The organism is Bacillus sp. TCT6 (assembly GCF_056033845.1).
Genome location: NZ_JBVYHX010000001.1, coordinates 1,465,485 through 1,486,388 on the forward strand (window position 1 = coordinate 1,465,485; position 20,904 = coordinate 1,486,388).

At 34.8% G+C, this 20,904-nt stretch carries 19 protein-coding genes and 1 other annotated feature; of the genes, 16 read left to right on the plus strand and 3 right to left on the minus strand.

The genetic code is table 11. From position 1 onward, the window contains the following. The first annotated feature begins 82 nt into the window (after nucleotides 1–82). Nucleotides 83–1,345 (plus strand): MFS transporter, encoded by a 1,263-nt coding sequence (locus tag AC0ONG_RS07510; RefSeq protein WP_001161166.1) that lies wholly within the window; start codon nucleotides 83–85, stop codon nucleotides 1,343–1,345. Nucleotides 1,346–1,559: 214 nt separating this feature from the next. Here AC0ONG_RS07510 and AC0ONG_RS07515 read toward each other — a convergent pair whose 3' ends face one another. Then, nucleotides 1,560–2,024 carry a hypothetical protein gene (locus tag AC0ONG_RS07515; protein ID WP_000823339.1) on the minus strand — a complete coding sequence of 155 codons (465 nt, stop codon included), beginning with the start codon at nucleotides 2,022–2,024 and terminating at the stop codon, nucleotides 1,560–1,562. Nucleotides 2,025–2,427: 403 nt separating this feature from the next. Here AC0ONG_RS07515 and AC0ONG_RS07520 point away from each other — a divergent pair, with 403 nt between their 5' ends. The 4 genes from AC0ONG_RS07520 (at nucleotide 2,428) to AC0ONG_RS07535 (ending at nucleotide 7,191) form a co-directional block, all read left to right on the plus strand. After that, complete coding sequence (locus AC0ONG_RS07520; protein WP_127725738.1) at nucleotides 2,428–3,231, plus strand: polyphosphate kinase 2 family protein; 804 nt, start codon at nucleotides 2,428–2,430, stop codon at nucleotides 3,229–3,231. Nucleotides 3,232–3,383: 152 nt separating this feature from the next. Then, nucleotides 3,384–3,923 (plus strand): PadR family transcriptional regulator, encoded by a 540-nt coding sequence (locus tag AC0ONG_RS07525; protein WP_000678344.1) that lies wholly within the window; start codon nucleotides 3,384–3,386, stop codon nucleotides 3,921–3,923. A 36-nt stretch (nucleotides 3,924–3,959) separates the two neighbouring features. Continuing rightward, a complete protein-coding gene (locus AC0ONG_RS07530; protein ID WP_474203547.1) occupies nucleotides 3,960–5,708 on the plus strand; it encodes an MFS transporter in 1,749 nt (582 codons plus the stop codon). 208 nt (nucleotides 5,709–5,916) lie between these two features. Continuing rightward, entirely contained in the window at nucleotides 5,917–7,191 is a 1,275-nt protein-coding gene (locus AC0ONG_RS07535; protein ID WP_127725740.1) for an MFS transporter, read from the plus strand. 46 nt (nucleotides 7,192–7,237) lie between these two features. Here AC0ONG_RS07535 and AC0ONG_RS07540 read toward each other — a convergent pair whose 3' ends face one another. After that, entirely contained in the window at nucleotides 7,238–8,224 is a 987-nt protein-coding gene (locus AC0ONG_RS07540) for a ketoacyl-ACP synthase III (RefSeq protein WP_016098209.1), read from the minus strand. Nucleotides 8,225–8,909: 685 nt separating this feature from the next. On the opposite strand from AC0ONG_RS07540, the gene hflX reads away from it, so the two are divergent. The 7 genes from hflX (at nucleotide 8,910) to AC0ONG_RS07575 (ending at nucleotide 16,733) form a co-directional block, all read left to right on the plus strand. Further along, nucleotides 8,910–10,169: a GTPase HflX gene (gene hflX, locus AC0ONG_RS07545; protein WP_016077874.1), complete on the plus strand. Its 1,260-nt coding sequence runs from the start codon at nucleotides 8,910–8,912 to the stop codon at nucleotides 10,167–10,169. A gap of 211 nt (nucleotides 10,170–10,380) precedes the next feature. Continuing rightward, nucleotides 10,381–11,592 carry an MFS transporter gene (locus AC0ONG_RS07550; protein ID WP_001149399.1) on the plus strand — a complete coding sequence of 404 codons (1,212 nt, stop codon included), beginning with the start codon at nucleotides 10,381–10,383 and terminating at the stop codon, nucleotides 11,590–11,592. A 10-nt stretch (nucleotides 11,593–11,602) separates the two neighbouring features. Continuing rightward, the gene (cysK, locus tag AC0ONG_RS07555) at nucleotides 11,603–12,520 is read left to right on the plus strand and encodes a cysteine synthase A (protein ID WP_000762276.1); all 918 of its coding nucleotides are present in this window, start codon (nucleotides 11,603–11,605) and stop codon (nucleotides 12,518–12,520) included. Between the two features lie 78 nt (nucleotides 12,521–12,598). Next, nucleotides 12,599–13,111 carry a GNAT family N-acetyltransferase gene (locus tag AC0ONG_RS07560; RefSeq protein WP_127725742.1) on the plus strand — a complete coding sequence of 171 codons (513 nt, stop codon included), beginning with the start codon at nucleotides 12,599–12,601 and terminating at the stop codon, nucleotides 13,109–13,111. A gap of 92 nt (nucleotides 13,112–13,203) precedes the next feature. Next, a complete protein-coding gene (locus AC0ONG_RS07565) occupies nucleotides 13,204–14,031 on the plus strand; it encodes a DUF4037 domain-containing protein (RefSeq protein ID WP_000523177.1) in 828 nt (275 codons plus the stop codon). Nucleotides 14,032–14,054: 23 nt separating this feature from the next. Further along, nucleotides 14,055–14,630: a hypothetical protein gene (locus AC0ONG_RS07570; RefSeq protein ID WP_000505549.1), complete on the plus strand. Its 576-nt coding sequence runs from the start codon at nucleotides 14,055–14,057 to the stop codon at nucleotides 14,628–14,630. A gap of 244 nt (nucleotides 14,631–14,874) precedes the next feature. After that, nucleotides 14,875–15,097: a binding site (T-box leader), on the plus strand. Nucleotides 15,098–15,395: 298 nt separating this feature from the next. Next, complete coding sequence (locus AC0ONG_RS07575; RefSeq protein WP_001088185.1) at nucleotides 15,396–16,733, plus strand: sodium-dependent transporter; 1,338 nt, start codon at nucleotides 15,396–15,398, stop codon at nucleotides 16,731–16,733. A gap of 43 nt (nucleotides 16,734–16,776) precedes the next feature. On the opposite strand, the gene AC0ONG_RS07580 is transcribed toward AC0ONG_RS07575, so the two are convergent. Next, nucleotides 16,777–17,481 (minus strand): polysaccharide deacetylase family protein, encoded by a 705-nt coding sequence (locus AC0ONG_RS07580; RefSeq protein ID WP_001227581.1) that lies wholly within the window; start codon nucleotides 17,479–17,481, stop codon nucleotides 16,777–16,779. Between the two features lie 324 nt (nucleotides 17,482–17,805). On the opposite strand from AC0ONG_RS07580, the gene AC0ONG_RS07585 reads away from it, so the two are divergent. From AC0ONG_RS07585 to AC0ONG_RS07600, 4 genes are all read left to right on the plus strand, one after another. After that, entirely contained in the window at nucleotides 17,806–18,069 is a 264-nt protein-coding gene (locus AC0ONG_RS07585; RefSeq protein ID WP_000878325.1) for a CD3324 family protein, read from the plus strand. 178 nt (nucleotides 18,070–18,247) lie between these two features. Then, on the plus strand, nucleotides 18,248–18,934 hold the full coding sequence (locus AC0ONG_RS07590) for a DUF421 domain-containing protein (protein ID WP_001015968.1): 687 nt from the start codon (nucleotides 18,248–18,250) through the stop codon (nucleotides 18,932–18,934). 110 nt (nucleotides 18,935–19,044) lie between these two features. Beyond that, nucleotides 19,045–19,686 (plus strand): FusB/FusC family EF-G-binding protein, encoded by a 642-nt coding sequence (locus AC0ONG_RS07595; RefSeq protein WP_000387066.1) that lies wholly within the window; start codon nucleotides 19,045–19,047, stop codon nucleotides 19,684–19,686. 142 nt (nucleotides 19,687–19,828) lie between these two features. Continuing rightward, nucleotides 19,829–20,716, plus strand: coding sequence for an RCC1 domain-containing protein (locus AC0ONG_RS07600; RefSeq protein WP_136996485.1), 888 nt, complete (start codon nucleotides 19,829–19,831; stop codon nucleotides 20,714–20,716). The last annotated feature ends 188 nt before the right edge of the window (nucleotides 20,717–20,904 follow it).

The following is a 20,904-nucleotide window of genomic DNA, read 5'->3' on the forward strand; positions in this document are numbered from 1 at the left end:
CTTATATAATTATAAATTGAATATTATAAATTTTAAGTTATAAATTATAAATTCTATAGTCATTCGAAAAGAGGGAAGAGACATGCAAGGAGAAATACAAAAGGAGAAAAGTTTAGGTTATGTTGGTAAATTATTATTACCGGTTAAAGTATCACCACACTTTAAATTTTTATGGATTGGACAATTACTCTCGGCCTTAGGTAGTTCGATAACTATGGTCATACTCCCAGTTGTTGTGTATTCATTAATTGGCTCAACAGTTGTGATGGGAATGACAATGGCAATGTACATGCTACCTAATATTCTCGCTTTACCGTTTGCAGGTTTAATTGTAGACCGAATTGATCGGTTTAAATTAATGTTATTTACGGATATACTCCGCTGTATATTAATGCTATTACTTGCATCGCTTATATTTATGGATTTATTAACAATTACAGTTTTATACATTCTCGTTGCCTTATACGGACTTATGGAAGGGATATTCCAACCAGCATATTCTGCTGTAAGGGCGAAAGTATTCGTTCCTGAAATTCGTAATGCAGCTAACGCACTCACTCAAATGAGTAATCAAGGTATACGATTAATTGGACCAGCACTTGGTGGGTTAATCGTATCGGTTGCGTCTGCAGGGATAGGTTTCGGACTAGATGCAGTAACGTACTTATTATCATTTTTATGTTTATTATTTTTAAAAGAAATTAAGTTTGAAAAAGTAAAACCCATTGAAAAGAGTAAGCTTAATTACAAACAAGAGTTTATGGAAGGTGTATTAGTTTTAAAAAGTCATCCGTGGCTGTGGATTACAATTTTAGTTTTTTCTTTTATAAATATTTGTTATGCCGGCATTATCGTCGTATTAATTCCGTGGTTATTTAATGTTCATCATCATTTTGAAGCTTACGTGTATGGACTTGGCATGGCCTTTTCTGGTGGTGGGGCTGTAATTGCTGCATTAATATTTGGTGGGAAAGAGCGGTGGCATAAGAGAGGATTACTGGCTTATGGAGGTGTTTTAATGAGTGGTATTGCTTTATTAATTATGCCATTCATTTCTTGGGCACCCGCTTTAATATTCTTAATGGCAATTGAAGGATTTGGCATGATGATATTTGGACTCATTTGGGAAACGAGTTTACAGGAACTTGTACCAGAAGAAGCATTCGGAAGAGTGGCAAGTCTTGATATGTTGGGTTCTTTTGCTTTATTGCCATTAGGGTATGTAGTTGTAGGCTGGTTAGCTACTGTCATAGGTGGCGAGATAACTATTATAACACTAGCTAGTTTAGTAATTTTAACAATTGGAATAGCATTGTCTGTACCGAGTATTCGTCGATTTAATTGATTATATGGGAAAAGAGGGCTAGACCTATATAGAAAATAACCTAGCATATAATCAACCAGTATTAATAAAACAACTTTGTAATGAAAAGCCTTCCATACATATTTGGCGCAAAAAATTAGTATCGAAGCAACAAAATTAGAAATCACAAAAGAAGTGACGGAAGCGATACAAGCAGGTTTCAAAAAAGAAGAATAAGCCCTAAAGAAATTAGGACTTATTCTTCACTAAATACAAATGTTTGTTTCATTTTTTTACCTTCATTTACCGGATGGCCGTTATAAGAGAAATTCTTTTCTTCCCAAGTGATCACAACTTTAAAATTATGACTATTAAAGTCTAATGGGAATACCATGTACTCAAAGCTTGTATGACTTTTAGAAATATTTTCATTAGGTGTAGTAGGTTTAAAGGTAGCCTTAGAGGTAGGATTGTTATCAAGTATTTCCACAGATACGTTTGATACATCATGACCGATGTTTTTTACGAGTAAACTATACGTATCAAATACACCTTGCTTTGGCTGGATTGCTTGCTTGTTTGAGTTATGAGATTTATCAATTTCGACATACCATTGTTTAGACTTTGACGCAATCGGTAGTGACTGAAATGTGTAAGCACTAGCTTGCATTGGTAGTGCTAAACATATAAGCGTAAAGAGAGTTAATATTTTTCGTTTCATTTTTTGAGAGCTCCCATTCTTTAATGGATTTACTTGTTATTATCTTCTTTTTACGAGTAAATATACCATATAATGTAAAGTGAGTATTGTGAGTAGTGAATCAATATCTTATTCACTACTCTTATAGCTGGCATAATTACGTATGTAGTAAGAAAGAATAAATTTGTTTTTTCTATACTTAGATTACTGCCCTTTTTAAAAGGGCTATTTTTACGTTTTAAAAAAAGAATATACTAAGAGTTCCGTATAAATTATTTATTTTAATGTAGTTAAATGTGCTTGTAGATGTGAAATTAGAGAAGGAAGCTGTGTAGAGATGTTCCTACACAGCTTTTTAGGATATGAAAAAATTACCAAAAATATGTTAAAATAACATTGTCATACAACAAGGGGGATTTGTTTTATGGAAAATGGACATCTTGCTAAAGTAGATTTAACGAAAAAAATTGAATCAAAATCTAAGTACAACAAGAAACTCGAAAAATATCAAAGGCGCTTATTAGCATTACAACAAATTTTGAAAGAAGAAAAAATCGCGGTTATGCTTGTTATGGAAGGATGGGATGCGGCTGGTAAAGGTGGGGCAATTAAGCGGGTGACGGAACATCTTGACCCACGTGGGTTCCAAGTAGATCCAATTGGAGCGCCTGCACCTCATGAAAAACGTTACCATTATTTGCAACGTTTCTGGCGCAAAATTCCACAGTACGGGCAAATTACCATTTTTGATCGCTCATGGTACGGTCGTGTGTTAGTTGAGCGTGTTGAAGGTTTTGCTACAAAGGAAGAGTGGATGAGAGCATATGATGAGATTAATGATTTTGAAAAACTACTAACAGATGACCATTACATAATAGGGAAGTTCTTCTACCATATAAGTAAAGAGGAACAGTTAAAGAGATTTAACGATAGAGAGAAAAATCCTTTGAAAAGATGGAAAATTACAGATGAAGATTGGCGTAATCGTGAAAAATGGGATGAGTATGTTGAAGCGATGGAAGACATGTTTGAAAGAACAAGTAAGCCAAATGCGAAGTGGCATATTATTGAAAGTAACGATAAATTGTATGCCCGTGTGAAAACTTTAAAAATCATTATTTCATTCATAGAGGATTATTTCTTAGAACATAGTATAGAATTGCCTTCTTATTATTATGAAATGAAAGAGGATATTGAAGTTTTGCAAGATGTAGGTGTGAAGGAGTAAATAAGAAAATGGCCCTGTGAATTGGTAAAACCAAATTATGGGGCTTTTTTATTTAGAAACATTTTACAATTAACAGAATAAGGTATATAATCAATAATCATATTAACATTGTTAATATGAATATTGATTATATAATATGTGGGGGTTTTACTTTGAAGGGAAGAGATGTTGTTTTAGGTTTATTAATGGGAAAAGAAATGTCTGGTTACGATATTAAAATTGTTTTTGAAGACGTATTTACCCACTTTTTTGATGGAAGTTTTGGAATGATTTATCCAACGTTACGACAATTGGAGAATGAGGGGAAAATAAAAAAAGAGGTTGTCATGCAAGAGGGGAAACCGAATAAGAAAATGTACTTTATTACAGATGAAGGACGTGAAGAGTTTTATCAATATATGCAGACGCCTGTAGAGAAGGATGTTTTACGTTCGGATTTTTTAATGAGAATGTATTTTGGCAACTATAGTGATGATGTGACGATAAAAAAATGGATTAAAGATGAAATTGAAAGAAAAGAAGCGTACATTGCAGATCTTCGATTGAAATATGAAAAGTGGAGAGTAGGTATTACTTTCGTCGAAGAAATTTCACTAGATGTAGGTATTGCATCGTATAGTGCACAAGTAGAGACTTTGAAGAAAAAATTAGAAGAGTTAGAGGCGGAAGAAAACAATAAAACAGAAGAATGAAAAACGCGTTCACAATAAATAAAGGGGTATATAAAGATGGAACAATCAAAGGGTATTAAGATTGTCTTTTTAATGTGTCTAGGTATCTTTCTTTGTATGATTGATACGACAATTATGAATATAGCTTTACCAGCAATACAATCGAGTGTAAATACTTCATTAGAAAAGATGTCTTGGGTATTAAATGTTTATACAATGACGATTGCAGTACTTGCCATTCCGTTAGGGCGGATAGCTGATATCTTTGGAAAAGCAAAGATGTATGTTCTTGGTCTGGTGATTTTTGGTGGTGGATCGGTACTTTGCGCTTTTGCTAATACAGGTGATTTTCTTATTTTTTCTCGTTTTATACAAAGCATTGGGGCAGCGATTTTATTTCCAACAAGTATGGTAATTGGTGTATCAGCTATGCCATTAGCTAAGAGGCATGTTGCGCTTGCGATTTTAGGAGTAACACAAGGATTGTCAGCTGCTATGGGACCAGTGATAGGTGGAATTATTACACAAAATTTCGGTTGGAGATGGGTGTTCTTCGTAAATGTTCCAATTTGTATTCTTGGAATCATTTTATGCTGCATTATGCTGCAAATAAAAAATGAAGAACGTATTATCTCAAAAATAGATTGGGTAGGACTACTATTAAGTAGTACAGCAATTTTTTCATTTACTCTCATATTAGTAAAAGGTAATACATGGGGATGGCAAAGTAATATTGCTTTGTCTTGTTATGCAATTAGCACTATTTCTCTTATTCTATTTGTTTTAGTAGAACGAAAGATTCATAATCCAATGGTGAATTTAAAGTTATTTCAAAATCGAATGTTTGTCGGAGCGTCGATCGTTGTTATATTAAGTAATTTATTTTTAATTGGAGTTACTGTATTGCTTCCAACGTTCTTGACGAAACTACAAGGTCGAACGGAAATTGAAGCGGCTTTTTTAGTGACACCTATTTCAGCAATGATATTTTTTGTCTCACCAGTTGCAGCAACTTTAATTAAAAAACTCGGAAAAGTAACTATTATTTTGTCAGGATTTCTTGTTATGGGGCTTTCCTACTATTGGTTGCAAATGATTGATGTTCATTCAACAAATATAGAAATTATTATTCCGTGTATGATATTAGGTGTTGGATATGGTTTAGTAGTGGGGCCAATTACAGTTTTAAGTGCGTCTTCGTTTGAAGGAGAACTGTTAACTGCTTCTCAAAGTGTTGTATCAATGTTACGACAAGTTGGAATTGTATTGGCGGTTGCAATATTTGTCTCTAACTTAACTCACAATTTAACTGTAAATAAAGAAAAAGTATATCGTTATGCAGAAGAAAAGGTGCGTAATATTCATGTGAATAGTGCTGAGCAAACTGAAATTTTACAAATGACTAAAGAGAAAATAGAGAATCAAAGTTTAGAGTCGAATATAAATAAGAAACAAAATGCAATGACAATAGGATTAAGTAAAGAGAAAAAGGAAGAATTGATTCGCGACAAGACGGATGAAATATTAAGAGAAGTTCCAGTAGAATATAGAGATGTAAAAAGAGAAGAAGTTATGAGGCAAGTGACAAAAGAAGTTGAAAAACAAGAGGAAAGTATAAAGAAAGAGGTACTCACATTTTCAAATGATGTGAATCATTATGCCAAGAATCAGATGGCTATGAGTTTTACAGATTTATATAAAGCAAGTGTGCCAATTATTTTAATTTGTGCTTTCGTAAGTTTGTTGTTTTGGGAAGGGAAAGCTTTGAGTAAAAAGAGAAGGGGAAGATTAGTAGAAGAAGCGTAAAGAAAAACAGGCTATAGCAGCCTGTTTTTTTCATTGTTTCCTCCTTGCATATTGTGAATAGTAGTATTTTTAATATAGCATGGGATAAGTCGAGTATGATTAGAAAGTTTTTTAGAATGAAAGGGATGAATGGAAAATGCCATTGAATATGTAACGTTATACATAGTACATTAACAAGAGGGCTTAATTTTAAAAGGAGGATGGGGAATTGCTAGATAAGGCAGGGGCTTTAATAGATAATCATGTGTACACAGAAGAAGAGCAACAAAAACTATACAAACGAACGTTAATAATCGTCAGCATTTCACAAATGTTTGGCGGTGCAGGACTAGCTGCTGGTATTACAGTGGGAGCACTTCTTGCGCAGCAAATGCTTGGAACAGATGCATTTGCAGGATTACCAACTGCTATGTTTACATTGGGATCGGCATTAGCAGCTTTCATAGTAGGGAAGCTTTCGCAACGATATGGACGCCGGATAGGTCTTGCAACAGGGTTTATAGTAGGTGGATTTGGAGCAATTGGTGTTGTAATGGCAGCTTTAACAAATAGTATTATTCTTTTACTTATTTCTTTACTCATATATGGTGCCGGTACAGCCACGAATCTACAAGCTCGTTATGCAGGTACAGATTTAGCAGATAAGAAGCAGAGAGCAACGGCTGTTAGTATTACGATGGTAATGACGACTTTCGGTGCAGTTGCAGGACCAAATTTAGTAGGGGTAATGGGAAGTTTTGCTCATTCAATTGGAGTTCCTAAACTTGCAGGTCCGTTCATACTATCGGCAGCAGCATTTATACTGGCGGGTCTAGTTCTTTTTGTTATGCTTCGTCCAGATCCGTTAATTATTGCTAACATAATAGAAAGATATAAACAGGAACATACATATAAAGGGCAACCAATAACAGAAGAAGCGAAAGAAAATAAACGAGGTATTACAGTTGGAGCAATCGTAATGATACTTACGCAAATAGTGATGGTTGCGATTATGACGATGACGCCAGTTCATATGGGACACCACGGTCACGGTTTAAGTGCAGTAGGACTTGTGATAGGTTTTCATGTAGGTGCAATGTATCTTCCATCTTTCGTTACAGGAATGTTAATTGATAAAATTGGCCGAACTACAATGAGTATAGCTGGTGGAGTGATTTTACTTGCAGCGGGTGTCATAGCTGCGATAGCGCCAAGTGATTCTTTATTATTATTAATCGTTGCTCTTTCTTTACTTGGGCTAGGATGGAACCTCGGATTGATAAGTGGTACAGCACAAATCGTTGATTCCACAACACCGTCTACACGTGCTAAAACACAAGGGAAAATAGATGTTTTTATTGCGCTAGCTGGAGCTTCTGGTGGAGCGATGTCAGGTATGGTAGTAGCGAATTCAAGTTATGCGGTATTGTCATTGGCTGGAGGCGTGTTAGCGTTATTACTTATTCCTGTTGTGATATGGTCTCGAAAAGGGGCAAGAAATTAAATGAAAAAGAGGTTCTAGTTACTGACTAGAGCCTCTTTTTATACACTTAAATTAAATTCCACTCTACAATAAGCCCTAAATGTGTAAGACCACCACCGAATCCGTATAGTAAAAGTGTGTCTCCATTATTTAACTTCCCTTCTTTTATAGCTAAATCTAGAGCGAGTGGAATGGTGACTGAAGAGGTATTCCCCATATATTCCACGCTCGTTAATGTTTTTTGTATTGGAATTTGAGATTTTTCGCAAATAGATTCGACCATTCGTAAGTTAGCGCTGTGGGGTATGAACCAGTCTATATCATCTACTTGCATATTTGCGGTATGTAATAAATTTTTTATGCCTTTTGGCACTGTGTGTGTTGCCCATTTATATACTTCTCTTCCATTTTGAACGATTTTTTCATTTGTTTGCAGTGGTGTGCCATTCATAGTAGTAGATAAGTTTGTTCTGTATAGATGAATGCCGCCATTACCGTTTGTTCCCATGTGAGCAGCGATAAAGCTTTGGGTGTTTTCATCTCTTTCTAATAAAATAGCTCCAGCACCATCACCGAATAAAATACAGGTCGTTCTATCGGTATAATCAGTAACTTTAGATAATGTCTCTGTCGCTACGACAAGTACTTTTTTATGTGATCCAGAAGTGATTAAGCTATTACCGACGTGTAGTCCATATGTAAAACCAGCACAAGTTACATTTAAATCAAAAGCTATTGTATGAGGTATGTTGAAGTATTGTTGTATTTGGCAAGCAACACTAGGAAAAACGTAATCAGCAGTAGTAGTAGTAGCGACAATGATACAGTCGACATCTTCTAAGTTTTTCTTATATGTTGTACATAAATTTTCAATCGCTTTAATGGCTAAGTTTGAGGAGTATTCTTCTTCGCTAGCGATTCTTCTTTCACTAATTCCTGTTCTTTGTACAATCCATTCATCATTCGTATGGACCATCTTTTCTAAATTGTTATTAGACAATATTTGATCTGGAACATAAGTACCAATTGCAGTAATACGAGATTTAGAATGCATAGGAACATCTCCTAATTTTTATTTTTATAACCTGATACTGATATCAGGTTATAAAAATGTCAATATAGATTTTTGGTGTATTGAACGACTTAACTTACTATGAAGGGATTTATCGAGTGTTGTAAAAATAATATAAGAGAAGTTTCTAAAATTGATAATTGCTTTTGTTATTTTTATTGTGAGAAAAACTCGCAAAAAATGACGATTAAAGTAAAAATATAAAGATTTTCTTTAGCGTGATATAGGTTGTTAAACCTTGTGAAGGCGAATTACTTATGCTACACTTTATGTAACTTAAAATGAACGGAGGGGCTTCCTTTGATCTTAATCAGATTACGTCTCAATACTTTGTGCCAATAATTGAATAGCGCTCAAAGGCTCTGTCTGTGTACAGAGTGAACGGGATTGGTCTGCCTATTTTAAAGGAACCCTTTATTAAGCTTATATGTGAAAAAGAGGGAGGGACGAATACGCCCTCTTTTTGTTTTGCCTTTATAAATAGAATGGGATTGTATAGGTGAACACTTATTGTGGATACGTATATAATCTTGGGACTTTTTGACTATGAGATAGGATGAAAGCATAGCTTTCTTCTATTTCTTTGGTGAACCCTTATCCGTTTACGAAAACACAGGCAGCGACCTGTGTTTTTTATTTTACGTAATCGAAATGGAGGAATAAATATATGGAAGAAGTATTACAAAGAGCAGTTTTAGTTGGAGTAAATTTAGGTAATGAAGGTGATTTTGCATATTCGATGGAAGAGTTAACAAATCTTGCGGAAGCTTGTGATGTAGAGGTAATTGGGCAAGTAACGCAAAATTTACAACGAGTAAATCCGTCGCATTATATCGGAAAAGGAAAGATTGAAGAAGTAGCAGCGTATGTAAAAGAAATAGATGCGAATATGGTCATCTTTAATGATGAATTATCTCCTTCACAAATTCGAAATTTAGAAGAGGATTTAGATTGTAAGGTAATTGATCGTACCATTTTAATTTTAGATATTTTTGCGCAACGTGCGAAAACGAAAGAAGCACAGCTACAAGTAGAAGTAGCACACCTTCAGTACATGATGCCTCGTTTAATCGGTCTTCGTGAATCGTTAGGAAGACAGAGCGGCGGCGTTGGTACGAAAAATAAAGGTGTCGGTGAGAAGAAGTTAGAGTTAGATCGTCGTAAAATTGAAGAACAAATTTCAGTTTTAAATAAAGATTTAGAAGCGCTCGTTGCCCAGCGTCAAACGCAGCGAAAGCAACGTAAGAAAACTGAAATACCTGTAGTAGCATTAGTAGGTTATACGAATGCAGGAAAGTCTACGACGATGAATGCAATGCTTGAAATTTATAATGGTACAGAAGAAAAACAAGTATTTGAAAAAGATATGTTATTTGCGACGTTAGAAACATCTGTACGAAATATTGATTTGCCAGATAATAAATCATTCTTATTAACAGATACAGTTGGATTTGTAAGTAAATTACCACATCATCTTGTGAAGGCGTTCCGTTCAACATTAGAAGAAGTAGCGGAAGCAGACTTACTTATTCATGTTGTAGATTACGCAAATCCAAATTATGAACAATTAATTGATATTACAAATGAAACGTTAAAGAAAATTGGAGTAGAAAATATTCCAACAATCTATGCCTATAACAAATCAGATATGGTGGATGTTGAAATTCCGAAAGTACAAGAAGACCGCGTGTATTTATCTGCGAAGAAACATGTTGGAATTGAAGAGCTTGTAGAAATGGTTCGTTCCCATATTTATAAAGAATATACGAAATGTGAAATGTTAATTCCGTATGATCAAGGACAGGTAGTTTCGTATTTCAATAATCATGCACACGTTTTATCTACGAGTTACGAAAACGAAGGTACCAAATTAGAAATAGAATGTAAGACGAGTGATTACGAGAAGTATAAGCATTTTGCAATTTAATGTAAGAGGCAACCCAGTATGTGATTGGGTTGTCTTTTTTTGTACTGTTTTACCGCTGAAAGTTACAAGGATGCAAGCCAATGACGGGAGTTAAGTTATATTTCTGGAAAAAGAAATGAAAGCAGTATAGAATAGAAATGTTTCAAAAGTCAGAATTTATTACACCTACTGTAATAAATATATATTTTGTACAGAAAGGGGAGATTCACATATGCAGGCAGTTTCACACAAAAAAACTGTAGAAACACCGACAATATATCGAATTTTATTTGCGATTAGCTTTGGGCATTTTTTAAATGATTCGATGCAAGCAGTTGTGCCGGCGTTGTTTCCTATTTTGGAAAAAACGATGAATTTATCCTATATGCAAGTAGGGTGGATTGCGTTTGCTTTAAATATGACGTCATCGATTATGCAACCGGTGTTTGGTATGTATTCAGATAAGAAGCCATCACCATTTTTATTACCACTCGGTATGTTTTCAAGCATGCTTGGAATGATTGGACTCGCGTTTGCACCAAACTTTATTATTGTTATTATTTCTGTTTTATTTATTGGTTTAGGTTCCGCAGTTTTTCATCCAGAAGGCGCTCGTGTTGCGTATATGGCGGCAGGTGCAAAACGAGGGTTAGCGCAAGCGATTTATCAAGTTGGGGGAAACACGGGGAATTCCTTAGCTCCTATTTTTACAGCGCTAATTTTCGTTCCACTCGGTCAAATTGGTTCATTAGGTTTTACAGCATTTGCAGCAGTAGGAATTGTATTATTAATTTTCGTATCGAATTGGTACAAAAATGAATTAGCAACCGGCGCTGTAAGAAGGAAGAAGAGGGCTGCGCTTGAGGCGGAAAATGCAATTGTAAGTACACACATTAAATTCGTTATTATACTTCTTGTTTTTCTTACTTTTGTACGCTCTTGGTACGGTGCTGGTATCGGGAATTTCTATCAATTTTACTTAATAGAGCATTACGGTTTATCTATAAAAAATGCCCAGTATTTCGTATTCGCATTTATGATTGCTGGTGTGTTAGGAACTTTCTTCGGAGGACCGTTAGCAGATCGATTTGGTAAGAAAAATATCATCGTATTTTCAATGTTAGGTTCAGCGCCACTTGCACTGTTATTACCACATGTCTCACTTGTGTGGGTCGTACCGTTATTTTTATGTATCGGTTTTATTAGTTCAAGTAGTTTTAGTGTAATTGTTGTATATGCACAAGAGCTTGTACCTGGAAAAGTGGGAATGGTGTCAGGATTAATCGTAGGTCTTGCGTTTGGACTTGGAGCATTAGGTGCAGTAGTTCTTGGGAAATTAGCAGATATATATAGCCTGCAATTTATTATGCTATTATGTAGTTGTCTACCATTAATTGGACTCACTTCATGGTTACTGCCAAGTGATAAGAAAACGATAGAATAGGGGATGCGCTATGAAATTATGTGAAAACGTAACAGAATTAATAGGCGATACACCTGTCGTCCGATTATCTAAATTTATTCCGGAAGACGCAGCAGATGTGTATGTGAAACTAGAAATGTTTAATCCATCGCGCAGTGTGAAAGACCGTGCTGCTTATAATTTACTTCACGTTGCAGAAGAAAATGGTCTCATCAAACCAGGAGATACAATCATTGAACCGACAAGCGGGAATACAGGGATTGGTTTAGCGATGAATGCAGCAGCTAAAGGGTATAAAGCGATTTTAATTATGCCAGATAATATGTCAAAAGAGCGTATTAATTTATTGAAAGCATACGGAGCAGAAGTAGTTTTAACACCAGCAGAACAAAGAATGCCAGGAGCAATTGCGAAGGCGTTAGAATTGCAAAAGCAAATACCGAATAGTTTTATTCCGCAACAATTTGAAAACCCAGCTAATCCGAATATTCACCGCTATACGACTGCGCTTGAAATTTATGAACAAATGGATAGAGAGCTTGACGCCTTTGTTGCAACGGCAGGAACAGGCGGAACGATTACAGGGACTGGTGAAACGTTAAAAGAGAAATTACCAAACTTATATATTGCAGTAGTGGAACCGAAAGGATCTCCCGTTTTATCAGGTGGTGTACCAGGTCCTCATAAACTAGTAGGAACAAGCCCAGGGTTTATCCCGAAAAACTTAAATACAGAAGTGTATAACGAAATTATTCAAATTGCAGACGAAGAGGCTTTAACGACAATGAGAAACTTAGCTAGACAAGAGGGATTATTAGTTGGTCCGTCTTCTGGAGCATCTGTTTACGCTGCAATCATGATAGCGAAACGCCTAGGCGTTGGTAAAAAAGTTTTATGTATTGCGCCTGATACAGGTGAACGTTATTTGAGTATGGGGTTATTTGAATAAAAAGGATAGAAACACCTTAATAGTGAATAACTGCTATTAAGGTGTTTGTTTTATGGAATAAAGAGGGGGAGAAGAACAATGAAACTATTAAAACCAACCCATGAATATAGTGAGCATATTACAGCGTATAGACACGCGTTTTTACACTCAGGGGAACAACCATATGGAAGTAGTTCTTTACAAAACTTTGATTCTCTTGATGAATGGTTTGAAAAAGTGAGTAAACAAGAATTAGGAGAAAATTTACTAGCTAATCGAATGCCATCTAGTCAGTTTTTAAGTTTTGAAAAAGGAGAACTTATAGGTTTTGTGAATATTAGACATAGATTAAATCCAGAATTATTACGGGAAAGCGGTCATATTGGATATAGTGTCCATCCGAATAAACGTCGCCACGGTTACGCTACGAAACAACTAAAGCTTGCATTAGCTGAAGCGCAAAAATTAGGATTGCAGAAAGTATTAATAACTTGCGATAAATCCAATATCGGTTCTGCTAAAACGATTCAAAAGGTCGGCGGTGTGTTAGAAAATGAAATAGTTTCTTCTCGTACTGGTGAAGTTATTCAGCGCTTTTGGATAGAAATATGATGCAGTAGGAATTTGAAAAGGTAATGCAAGCTGTAATATCGAAATAGATAAATGGAATATAGGGGATTACTGCAATTTTAGGGGGAAATGAAATGGGATTAAAAGAGAAAGCGATAGAGATGTCAGAGATTTATAGGAAAAATCCGAAAGTAGAAGCCATTATTTTAGCGGGTTCAGTAGCTAGAAAGCTTGAAGATGAACATTCAGATATAGAATTACATATTTTATGGTCAACACCGCCGGAAGATGAGGATCGTAGGGCCCCTATTTATCATATTGATGGGAAAATATTATCGTATCATCCGTATGAGGAAGAAGAATGGTCGGAAACGTATTTAACGAAAGAGGGAATTAAATTAGAGATTAGTAACTTTTTAACAGAGACAGTAGAGAAAGTGATTTCGGATGTGGTGGATCAATATGATATAAGTTATGAAAAACAATGTATTGTATCATCCGTTCATGATGGTGTTAGTTTGTATGGAGAAGGGAAAGTGAATGAATTAAAAGAAAAAGTAGCGGCATATCCAGATGAACTAGTAAAACGGATGATTTCAGAAAATCTATGGTTAAGTAATCGTTGGCACAATCGAAAGGCGCTTTTAAAACGGAAAGATTGGCTTATGCTTTATGACGTTATTTGCGAAGTACAAAGGAACGTATTCGGTGTTTTATTTGGTTTGAATAAAATGTACGTACATCATCCAGCGTTTAAATGGATGCCTAATAATGTGGAACGAATGACTATTAAACCTGAAAAATTATATGAACGTATGGCGGACACATTAATAGGGAATCCAGAAAATAGTGTGCAGGAGTTAGAGTTGCTAATAGAAGAAGTGTTGCAACAAGTTCATACATACGCGCCAGGAGTAAATGTGGATGAGCAAGAAAAATCTATTTTTTATTTTGTGAAATAGAAAACAGTAATAAGGGGGAAGTTATGGGTTTTTTTAATAGGTTTTTTAAAAAAGTTGAAAAAGTAAATGAGCAAGAAGCCACTCTTCATGAATTAAGTGAAGAATTGTATGTTGAATCACCGGTAGAGGAAGCGACTAGTTACTGGGTATCAATGGCACAAAATATAATTGTTAATGCTGTAAAGGCGGCTGACAATGATGTGGAACGTGCTTTCGTATTATTGAATTTGAAGAAAGGTGAGGCTTCATTTGATATTTTTTATCAAATAAATGGGCAATTGTATTTCTGGGATCAGCTAGAAAATGTGACGATAAGAAATAGAATTCAGAACGAGTTGTTACCGCAAGCTCCAGAAGTTTCAAATGCAGTAAATGAGCAATTTCGTGAAGCTGATCACCCTATAATTTCGTTCGCACAATTGCAGTTTGAATGGGAAACGAAAGCCTGGTTCTCACATATAATTTGGGAAGATAACCTTGCTGCTCAATTGCCCAAAACTCAAATTTTAAATGAATGGTTTCGTGTAATTAAAGAAGAAACGAAAAATAGACCACTGGATAGTGATGCGAAATTTTCTTGGTATCCATCAAACTCTTAAAAACTAATACAGATAGAGATAGGTTATGTTTCTAGATGATTTTTCTTCTGGAATAAGTATCAATAATACGTAATTCTTTTTCTATTGCCTGTTAGAATTCGTTATGTACTAATCTACTTGTTTTCTAAACTAAAACTTATATTTCAAATTTTTAAATAGATTGTAATACATAAAAATTCAAAATATAAGTTGACACTATTTTTAATGTGTGATAAAAATGATAGTAATCAATTCGGAAAATAATATTTGGGCAATGAAAGGGTATAGTAGTGAATATCTCCCTATTTCAGAGAGCTGATGGTTGGTGTGAATCAGTATATAGATTATTCATGAAGTTCGTCCTGGAGCATCTTTCATAAATCTCGCATTATGAGGAAATGAAAGACGGTAGTTTATACCGTTATCAAATAAAGTGGTGAAGATTGTTTCACAACTAGGGTGGTACCGCGATATTTATCGTCCCTACGTATTTACGTAGGGACGTTTTTTATTTAGGTCCTAACTTTGGTGTGGCTTCATAACTAGGGTGGTACCGCGATATTTTATCGTCCCTACGTTTTTGCGTAGGGGCATTTTTATTTAGGTGGTTTCTTAGTATTCTTCACAACTAGGGTGGTACCGCGATATTTTTGTCGTCCCTACGTATTTACGTAGGGGCGTTTTTTATTATTAGGGAGGAAGTGAACGTATTAGAAAAGAGTATTGATAGAACAATATAAATACCGAATTGTAACAAAGAAAAAGAGACAGAGAGGAGATTAATAAATGAATTCACAGCAATGGACATCGAAATTAGGTTTCGTATTAGCTGCAGCAGGTTCGGCAATTGGTCTTGGGGCGATTTGGAAATTCCCATATATGGCCGGCATTGGAGGAGGCGGAGCGTTCTTCCTAATTTTCATCGGTTTCACATTATTAATTGGTTTACCGCTATTATTAGCTGAATTTGTTATTGGAAGAAGTACACAAAAAGAGGCTGTTGATGCATATAGAGAGATTGCTCCTAAAACGTTATGGCCTTGGTTAGGTAAATTAGGAATTGTAACATGTTTCATATTACTTTCTTTTTACAGTGTTGTAGGAGGCTGGATTTTATTATATTTATGGAATGCAATTACAGGTAGACTATGGGAAGGAAATGGAGCATACGAAGCTACGTTTGGTGAAATCATTTCCAATCCATATTTAGCAGTTGGATCACAGCTATTATTCATTCTTATTACTATTTTCATCGTAAGTAAAGGTGTACAAAATGGTGTTGAAAAAGTAAATAAATATTTCATGCCAGCACTATTCGTTTTATTCTTTGTATTAATCGTTCGTGCACTTACATTAGATGGTGCTGGAGAAGGAGTTCGTTTCTTCTTACAACCTGATTTCTCACATGTAACATCAGAAGTTATTTTATACGCAATGGGGCAATCGTTCTTCTCGTTATCTGTCGGGGTAGCCGTTATGGTAACGTATAGCTCGTACTTACCGAAAGAAGAAAGCTTACCACGTTCAGCATTTTCTATCGTAGCATTAACTCTTGTTATTACATTACTTGCAGGACTTGCAATTTTCCCAGTTGTGTTCGCATTCGGAATGGAACCATCTCAAGGACCAGGACTATTATTTATCGTATTGCCAGCTATTTTCAGTAAAATGGCATTCGGAAAATTATTCTTCATCGTTTTCTTATTACTATTCTTCTTCGCTACGATTACATCAGCAATTTCGATGTTAGAAATTAGTGTTGCGTCGTTAACATCAAAAGGTAAAGGGAAACGTGAAAAAATGGCCTTAATCGTAGGGTTATTAATCTTCGTTGTTGGGGTACCATCAGCATTATCATTCGGTATATTAAGTGATCTGAAGATTTTCGGAAAGACAGTCTTTGATTTAGCGGACTATGCAGTAAGTAACGTATTAATGCCACTTGGTGTATTATTAGTTTCTATCTTTGTTCCTTTAAAAATGAAGAAAGATGTATTAATGAAAGAGCTAGGTGTAAGTAAAAATAAAGGTTATAAACTATTCGTATTATGGTTATTCTTACTTCGCTTTATCGCACCAATTGCGATTATTATCGTATTCTTAAATGTACTTGGCATTATATAAAAAGAAAGGTGGCGTATCATACAAAGATACGCTACCTTTCTTTTTATTTTGCTCTTTTTTGCAATTCATTTACTGTTACGAACTGATAGCCCTTCTTAGATAAAGAATCTAAAATACCTTCAATCGTTTTTAAATTGTCATCAGACTCATCATACATAGAATGCAGTAAAATGATAGAACCTGGTTTTACATTTTTATTAACATATTTAATTTTATCAGCCGCAGATTTATAAAAAGTATCGGGCTCAAGATCCCATATAATCGTTTCAATATTATTTTTATTTAAATAATAGGGTAGTCCAATTAATTTTTTTCCGTTAGGCGGTCTAAAATCAATTTCGTCTGTAAATCCTGTTTGGCGGATTAATGAATTCGTTTTTTCTATTTCATCTTTAATAAAAGAAGGTGTTTTGAAAATCATTCTTTTATGAGAATATGTATGGTTTCCAAGCTGGTGCCCAGATTGCGCGATAGCTTCTCCTAATGATAGACTTTTCTCTAATTCATTTCCAATTAAAAAGAAAGTAGCTTTAGCGTTGTATTTATCTAGTAACGGTAATATTTGTTTTACATTGTTAGTAGGGCCATCATCAAAAGTTAAAGCGATCACTTTTTCATTTGTTTCTACGCGTTGTGTTAAATCTCCAAATAATTGAAAGCTTCTTGCGTTCATCAATTTGTATGTTCCGAATAATGCCGTGATAATAAAGAATAGTGTAACGATTGTAATGATAATTTTTTTCCTCATAACGTAACCTCACAATGATTTTTGATTCAATAAAAAGTATTATATCAAAATTAATTATTTATTGCTGAAAAAGTATGAAGATGCAAGGAGAGGGATTTTATCATATAATAAAATGCAAAAGGTATATTAGGAGGTGTTTATATGGCGATTATAATTCAATTGCCAGACACTGCAACGTCTCATGCAAAGCCAAGTATGGAAATGGCGATACTTTGCGTGAGGTAGACAAGTAATATACAATCGCCTATATGAGCTCGTATCATTTTTTATATTTGGCTTTGCACCTTATTGAAATGAACCATAAAAAATAAGGGGCGAGCAGAAATGAAATACGTAAAAGCTAATGCTGTTTTACCAGAGAGTTTAATTACTGAAATTCAAAAGTATATACAAGGTGAAACAATTTACATTCCGAAACAAGAAACGAAACATTATAAATGGGGTACACGATCTGGCGGAAGAAAACAACTAGATGAAAGAAATAAAGCAATTAAAGAAGCGTTTAAAAGTGGGATTGCTATTCATCAACTTGCAGAAGAATATTTTCTTTCTGGGGAAACGATTAAAAAGATTGTGTATTCTAAATGAGCATAAAAGAGTCTAGTTCAAATATTATTTTGAACTAGACTCTTTTTGCTTTGTATGTATTGGATATATAGGGTGTGAATGGGCATGATAATAGAAAAAATGAATCGCAATAGTATTGTATAGAAATGTGAATAGGAATAAAAACGTTATATTTCATATTACAGAAAGGTGAACACATATGAATCATCTTGGACAAATAACGATAGAACTTTTTGTTGGTTTTTTTGTTTTATTAATTGCTACTAAAATATTAGGGAAAACACAAATATCACAGCTAACCCCTTTTGATTTTATTTCTGCGATTGTAATCGGAGAACTAGTTGGAAACACTGTATATGATCCTGAGGTGAGAGTATGGTCTATTTTATACGCTGTGTTTGTATGGGTAATATTAATTTACGCAATAGAAGTAATAACACAAAAATTTAGAAGGACAAGAAAGTTCTTTGAAGGATACCCTTCTATTATCATTCGTAATGGGCATATTGATAGAGAACAATTAAAATCAAATCATTTGGACATTAACCAATTACAACAAATGTTAAGACAACAAAAAGATATATTTTCAATCCGAGAAGTTGAATATATGATATTGGAGCCTAACGGAAACATAAGCGTTCTGAAAAAAAGTAAATACGAATCTCCTACTATAAATGATTTAAGTTTAAAACATAAGCCTGTATACTTACCAATTTCATTAATTAGTGATGGAAAAGTAGTTAAGGATAATTTGAGGGAAGCGGGATTTGATGAAGGATGGCTTTATAAACAAATTAAGCAAAAAGGAATTACTAAATTTGAAGACGTATTATATGCGGAATGGAAAACAGATGATGGCTTCTTTTGTCAGGAAATGCAGCGGTAGAGAATAAGTGATATATGTAATGTTTGTTTCTAAGTTATCTTTTACATATCAAAAAACGTAATCATTGTATACAATAAAACTAGATCAACAATTTGTATGGAGTGATAAAGATGGAAGCGTTTATTAGAAGTGATCAATATAATTTTATAAAATCACAAGCTTATATTTTAGCAAACGGGCATGCAACGGCAAACGATAGAGGTGTAATTCAAGCGTTAAAATCACTTGCGATTGAAAAGATAATACATGTATTTGAGAATTTAACCGATGAACAGAAAGAGTTAATTGATACGGTATTAACAGTTCAAAATAGAGAAGATGCAGAATCATTTTTAATGAAAATAAATCCGTATGTAATTCCGTTTCAAGAAGTTACAGCACAAACATTAAAAAAATTATTTCCTAAAGCAAAAAAGCTAAAACTTCCCGATATGGAAGAACTGGATATGAAAGAATTATCTTATTTAAGCTGGATTGACAAAGGATCAAGCAGGAAATTTATTATAGCGAAAAATGATAAAAATAAGTTTGTTGGTCTGCAAGGAACGTTCCAAAGTTTAAATAAAAAAAGTATTTGTTCATTATGTCATGGGCATGAAGAAGTAGGGATGTTTTTAGTTGAAATTAAAGGTGATGTACCAGGAACTTTCGTTAAAAAGGGAAACTACATTTGCAAAGATGGTGTAGCTTGCAATCTGAATATGAAATCGCTAGATAAATTGAACGATTTTATTGACCGCTTGAAGAAATAACGAGAAAACCTCTAGTATTTAAACTGGAGGTTTTTATTTTTTGAAGAAGTAAAATAAGCTTTCTTTGTAAATGTAGATTTATAATGAAATTTGATAAAAATATCTATTATGATACAGTTGCTTATATGCAAGGAGGTAAAACATGGATTACATTTTACCGAAAGAAAAATTGAAGCGATGGCCAAAAGATACGATAGCGGCGGGGCGTGGTCATACTGTTGGTCTTAAATCGGATGGCACGGTAGTAGCGGTGGGCCGGAGTAAAGAAGGAGAATGCAATGTATGTGGCTGGCGAGATATTGAAGCAGTTGCAGCAGGCAATGTTCATATGGCGACGAACACAGGTAATGCTCATACAATCGGTCTTACATGTGACAATATTGCGATAGCAGTGGGTTGGAATAAGCATGAACAATGTGATGTAAACGATTGGCATAATATTGTAGCGGTTGCGGCAGGGTGGCGTCGTACTATTGGTCTTAAATCGGATGGCACGGTAGTAGCGGTGGGCCGAAATAAAGAAGGAGAATGCAATGTAAGCAGTTGGCAAGATATTGTGGCAGTCACAGCGGGTGACTGGCATACAGTCGGTCTTAAATTGGACGGCACATTGACGACTGTGGGGAATAATCGATATGGTCAATGCAATGTAAGTAGCTGGCGAGGTATTGTATCGGTCAAGGCTGGGTATCTTCATACTGTTGGTCTTAAACGAGACGGTACGGTGACAGCAGTGGGGAATGGTAAACATAACCAGTGTGATGTAAGTGGCTGGATAGATATTGTAGCAATAGCGGCTGGTCCGAATCATACAATCGGACTAAAATTAGACGGTACCGTGGTGGCAGTGGGCTGGAATGAGTATGGTCAATGTAACGTAAGCGATTGGCGCGATATTGTAGCGATAGCGGCTGGTTGTGCACATACAGTCGGACTAAAATCAGACGGCACGGTGGTCGCGGTAGGTAATAATGAATTTGGCCAATGCGATGTAGGTAGCTGGCGCGACATTCGGTTGCCTGGCAAATAGTCAATTTACAATAAATGATTAGTAATATTATTCTATTTTAGGAGTAATTATGGAATAGGATATGTAGAAAATAATTAAACTTAAATCTGTTGAATAAGAATCTCTTTTAAAAAGGGATTCTTATTATTTTTCGTAAAATGAGGGTCTAAATGGAATTTTTGAACAAACTTTCTTTCAAAATTACAGTA

Bases quoted from the DNA above. Each gene is read 5' to 3' on its own strand.
- AC0ONG_RS07510 (WP_001161166.1), top strand. From the start codon at position 83: ATGCAAGGAGAAATACAAAAGGAGAAAAGTTTAGGTTATGTTGGTAAA.
- AC0ONG_RS07515 (WP_000823339.1), bottom strand. From the start codon at position 2,024: ATGAAACGAAAAATATTAACTCTCTTTACGCTTATATGTTTAGCACTA.
- AC0ONG_RS07520 (WP_127725738.1), top strand. From the start codon at position 2,428: ATGGAAAATGGACATCTTGCTAAAGTAGATTTAACGAAAAAAATTGAA.
- AC0ONG_RS07530 (WP_474203547.1), top strand. From the start codon at position 3,960: ATGGAACAATCAAAGGGTATTAAGATTGTCTTTTTAATGTGTCTAGGT.
- AC0ONG_RS07540 (WP_016098209.1), bottom strand. From the start codon at position 8,224: ATGCATTCTAAATCTCGTATTACTGCAATTGGTACTTATGTTCCAGAT.
- hflX (WP_016077874.1), top strand. From the start codon at position 8,910: ATGGAAGAAGTATTACAAAGAGCAGTTTTAGTTGGAGTAAATTTAGGT.
- AC0ONG_RS07550 (WP_001149399.1), top strand. From the start codon at position 10,381: ATGCAGGCAGTTTCACACAAAAAAACTGTAGAAACACCGACAATATAT.
- cysK (WP_000762276.1), top strand. From the start codon at position 11,603: ATGAAATTATGTGAAAACGTAACAGAATTAATAGGCGATACACCTGTC.
- AC0ONG_RS07560 (WP_127725742.1), top strand. From the start codon at position 12,599: ATGAAACTATTAAAACCAACCCATGAATATAGTGAGCATATTACAGCG.
- AC0ONG_RS07565 (WP_000523177.1), top strand. From the start codon at position 13,204: ATGGGATTAAAAGAGAAAGCGATAGAGATGTCAGAGATTTATAGGAAA.
- AC0ONG_RS07570 (WP_000505549.1), top strand. From the start codon at position 14,055: ATGGGTTTTTTTAATAGGTTTTTTAAAAAAGTTGAAAAAGTAAATGAG.
- AC0ONG_RS07575 (WP_001088185.1), top strand. From the start codon at position 15,396: ATGAATTCACAGCAATGGACATCGAAATTAGGTTTCGTATTAGCTGCA.
- AC0ONG_RS07580 (WP_001227581.1), bottom strand. From the start codon at position 17,481: ATGAGGAAAAAAATTATCATTACAATCGTTACACTATTCTTTATTATC.
- AC0ONG_RS07585 (WP_000878325.1), top strand. From the start codon at position 17,806: ATGAAATACGTAAAAGCTAATGCTGTTTTACCAGAGAGTTTAATTACT.
- AC0ONG_RS07590 (WP_001015968.1), top strand. From the start codon at position 18,248: ATGAATCATCTTGGACAAATAACGATAGAACTTTTTGTTGGTTTTTTT.
- AC0ONG_RS07595 (WP_000387066.1), top strand. From the start codon at position 19,045: ATGGAAGCGTTTATTAGAAGTGATCAATATAATTTTATAAAATCACAA.
- AC0ONG_RS07600 (WP_136996485.1), top strand. From the start codon at position 19,829: ATGGATTACATTTTACCGAAAGAAAAATTGAAGCGATGGCCAAAAGAT.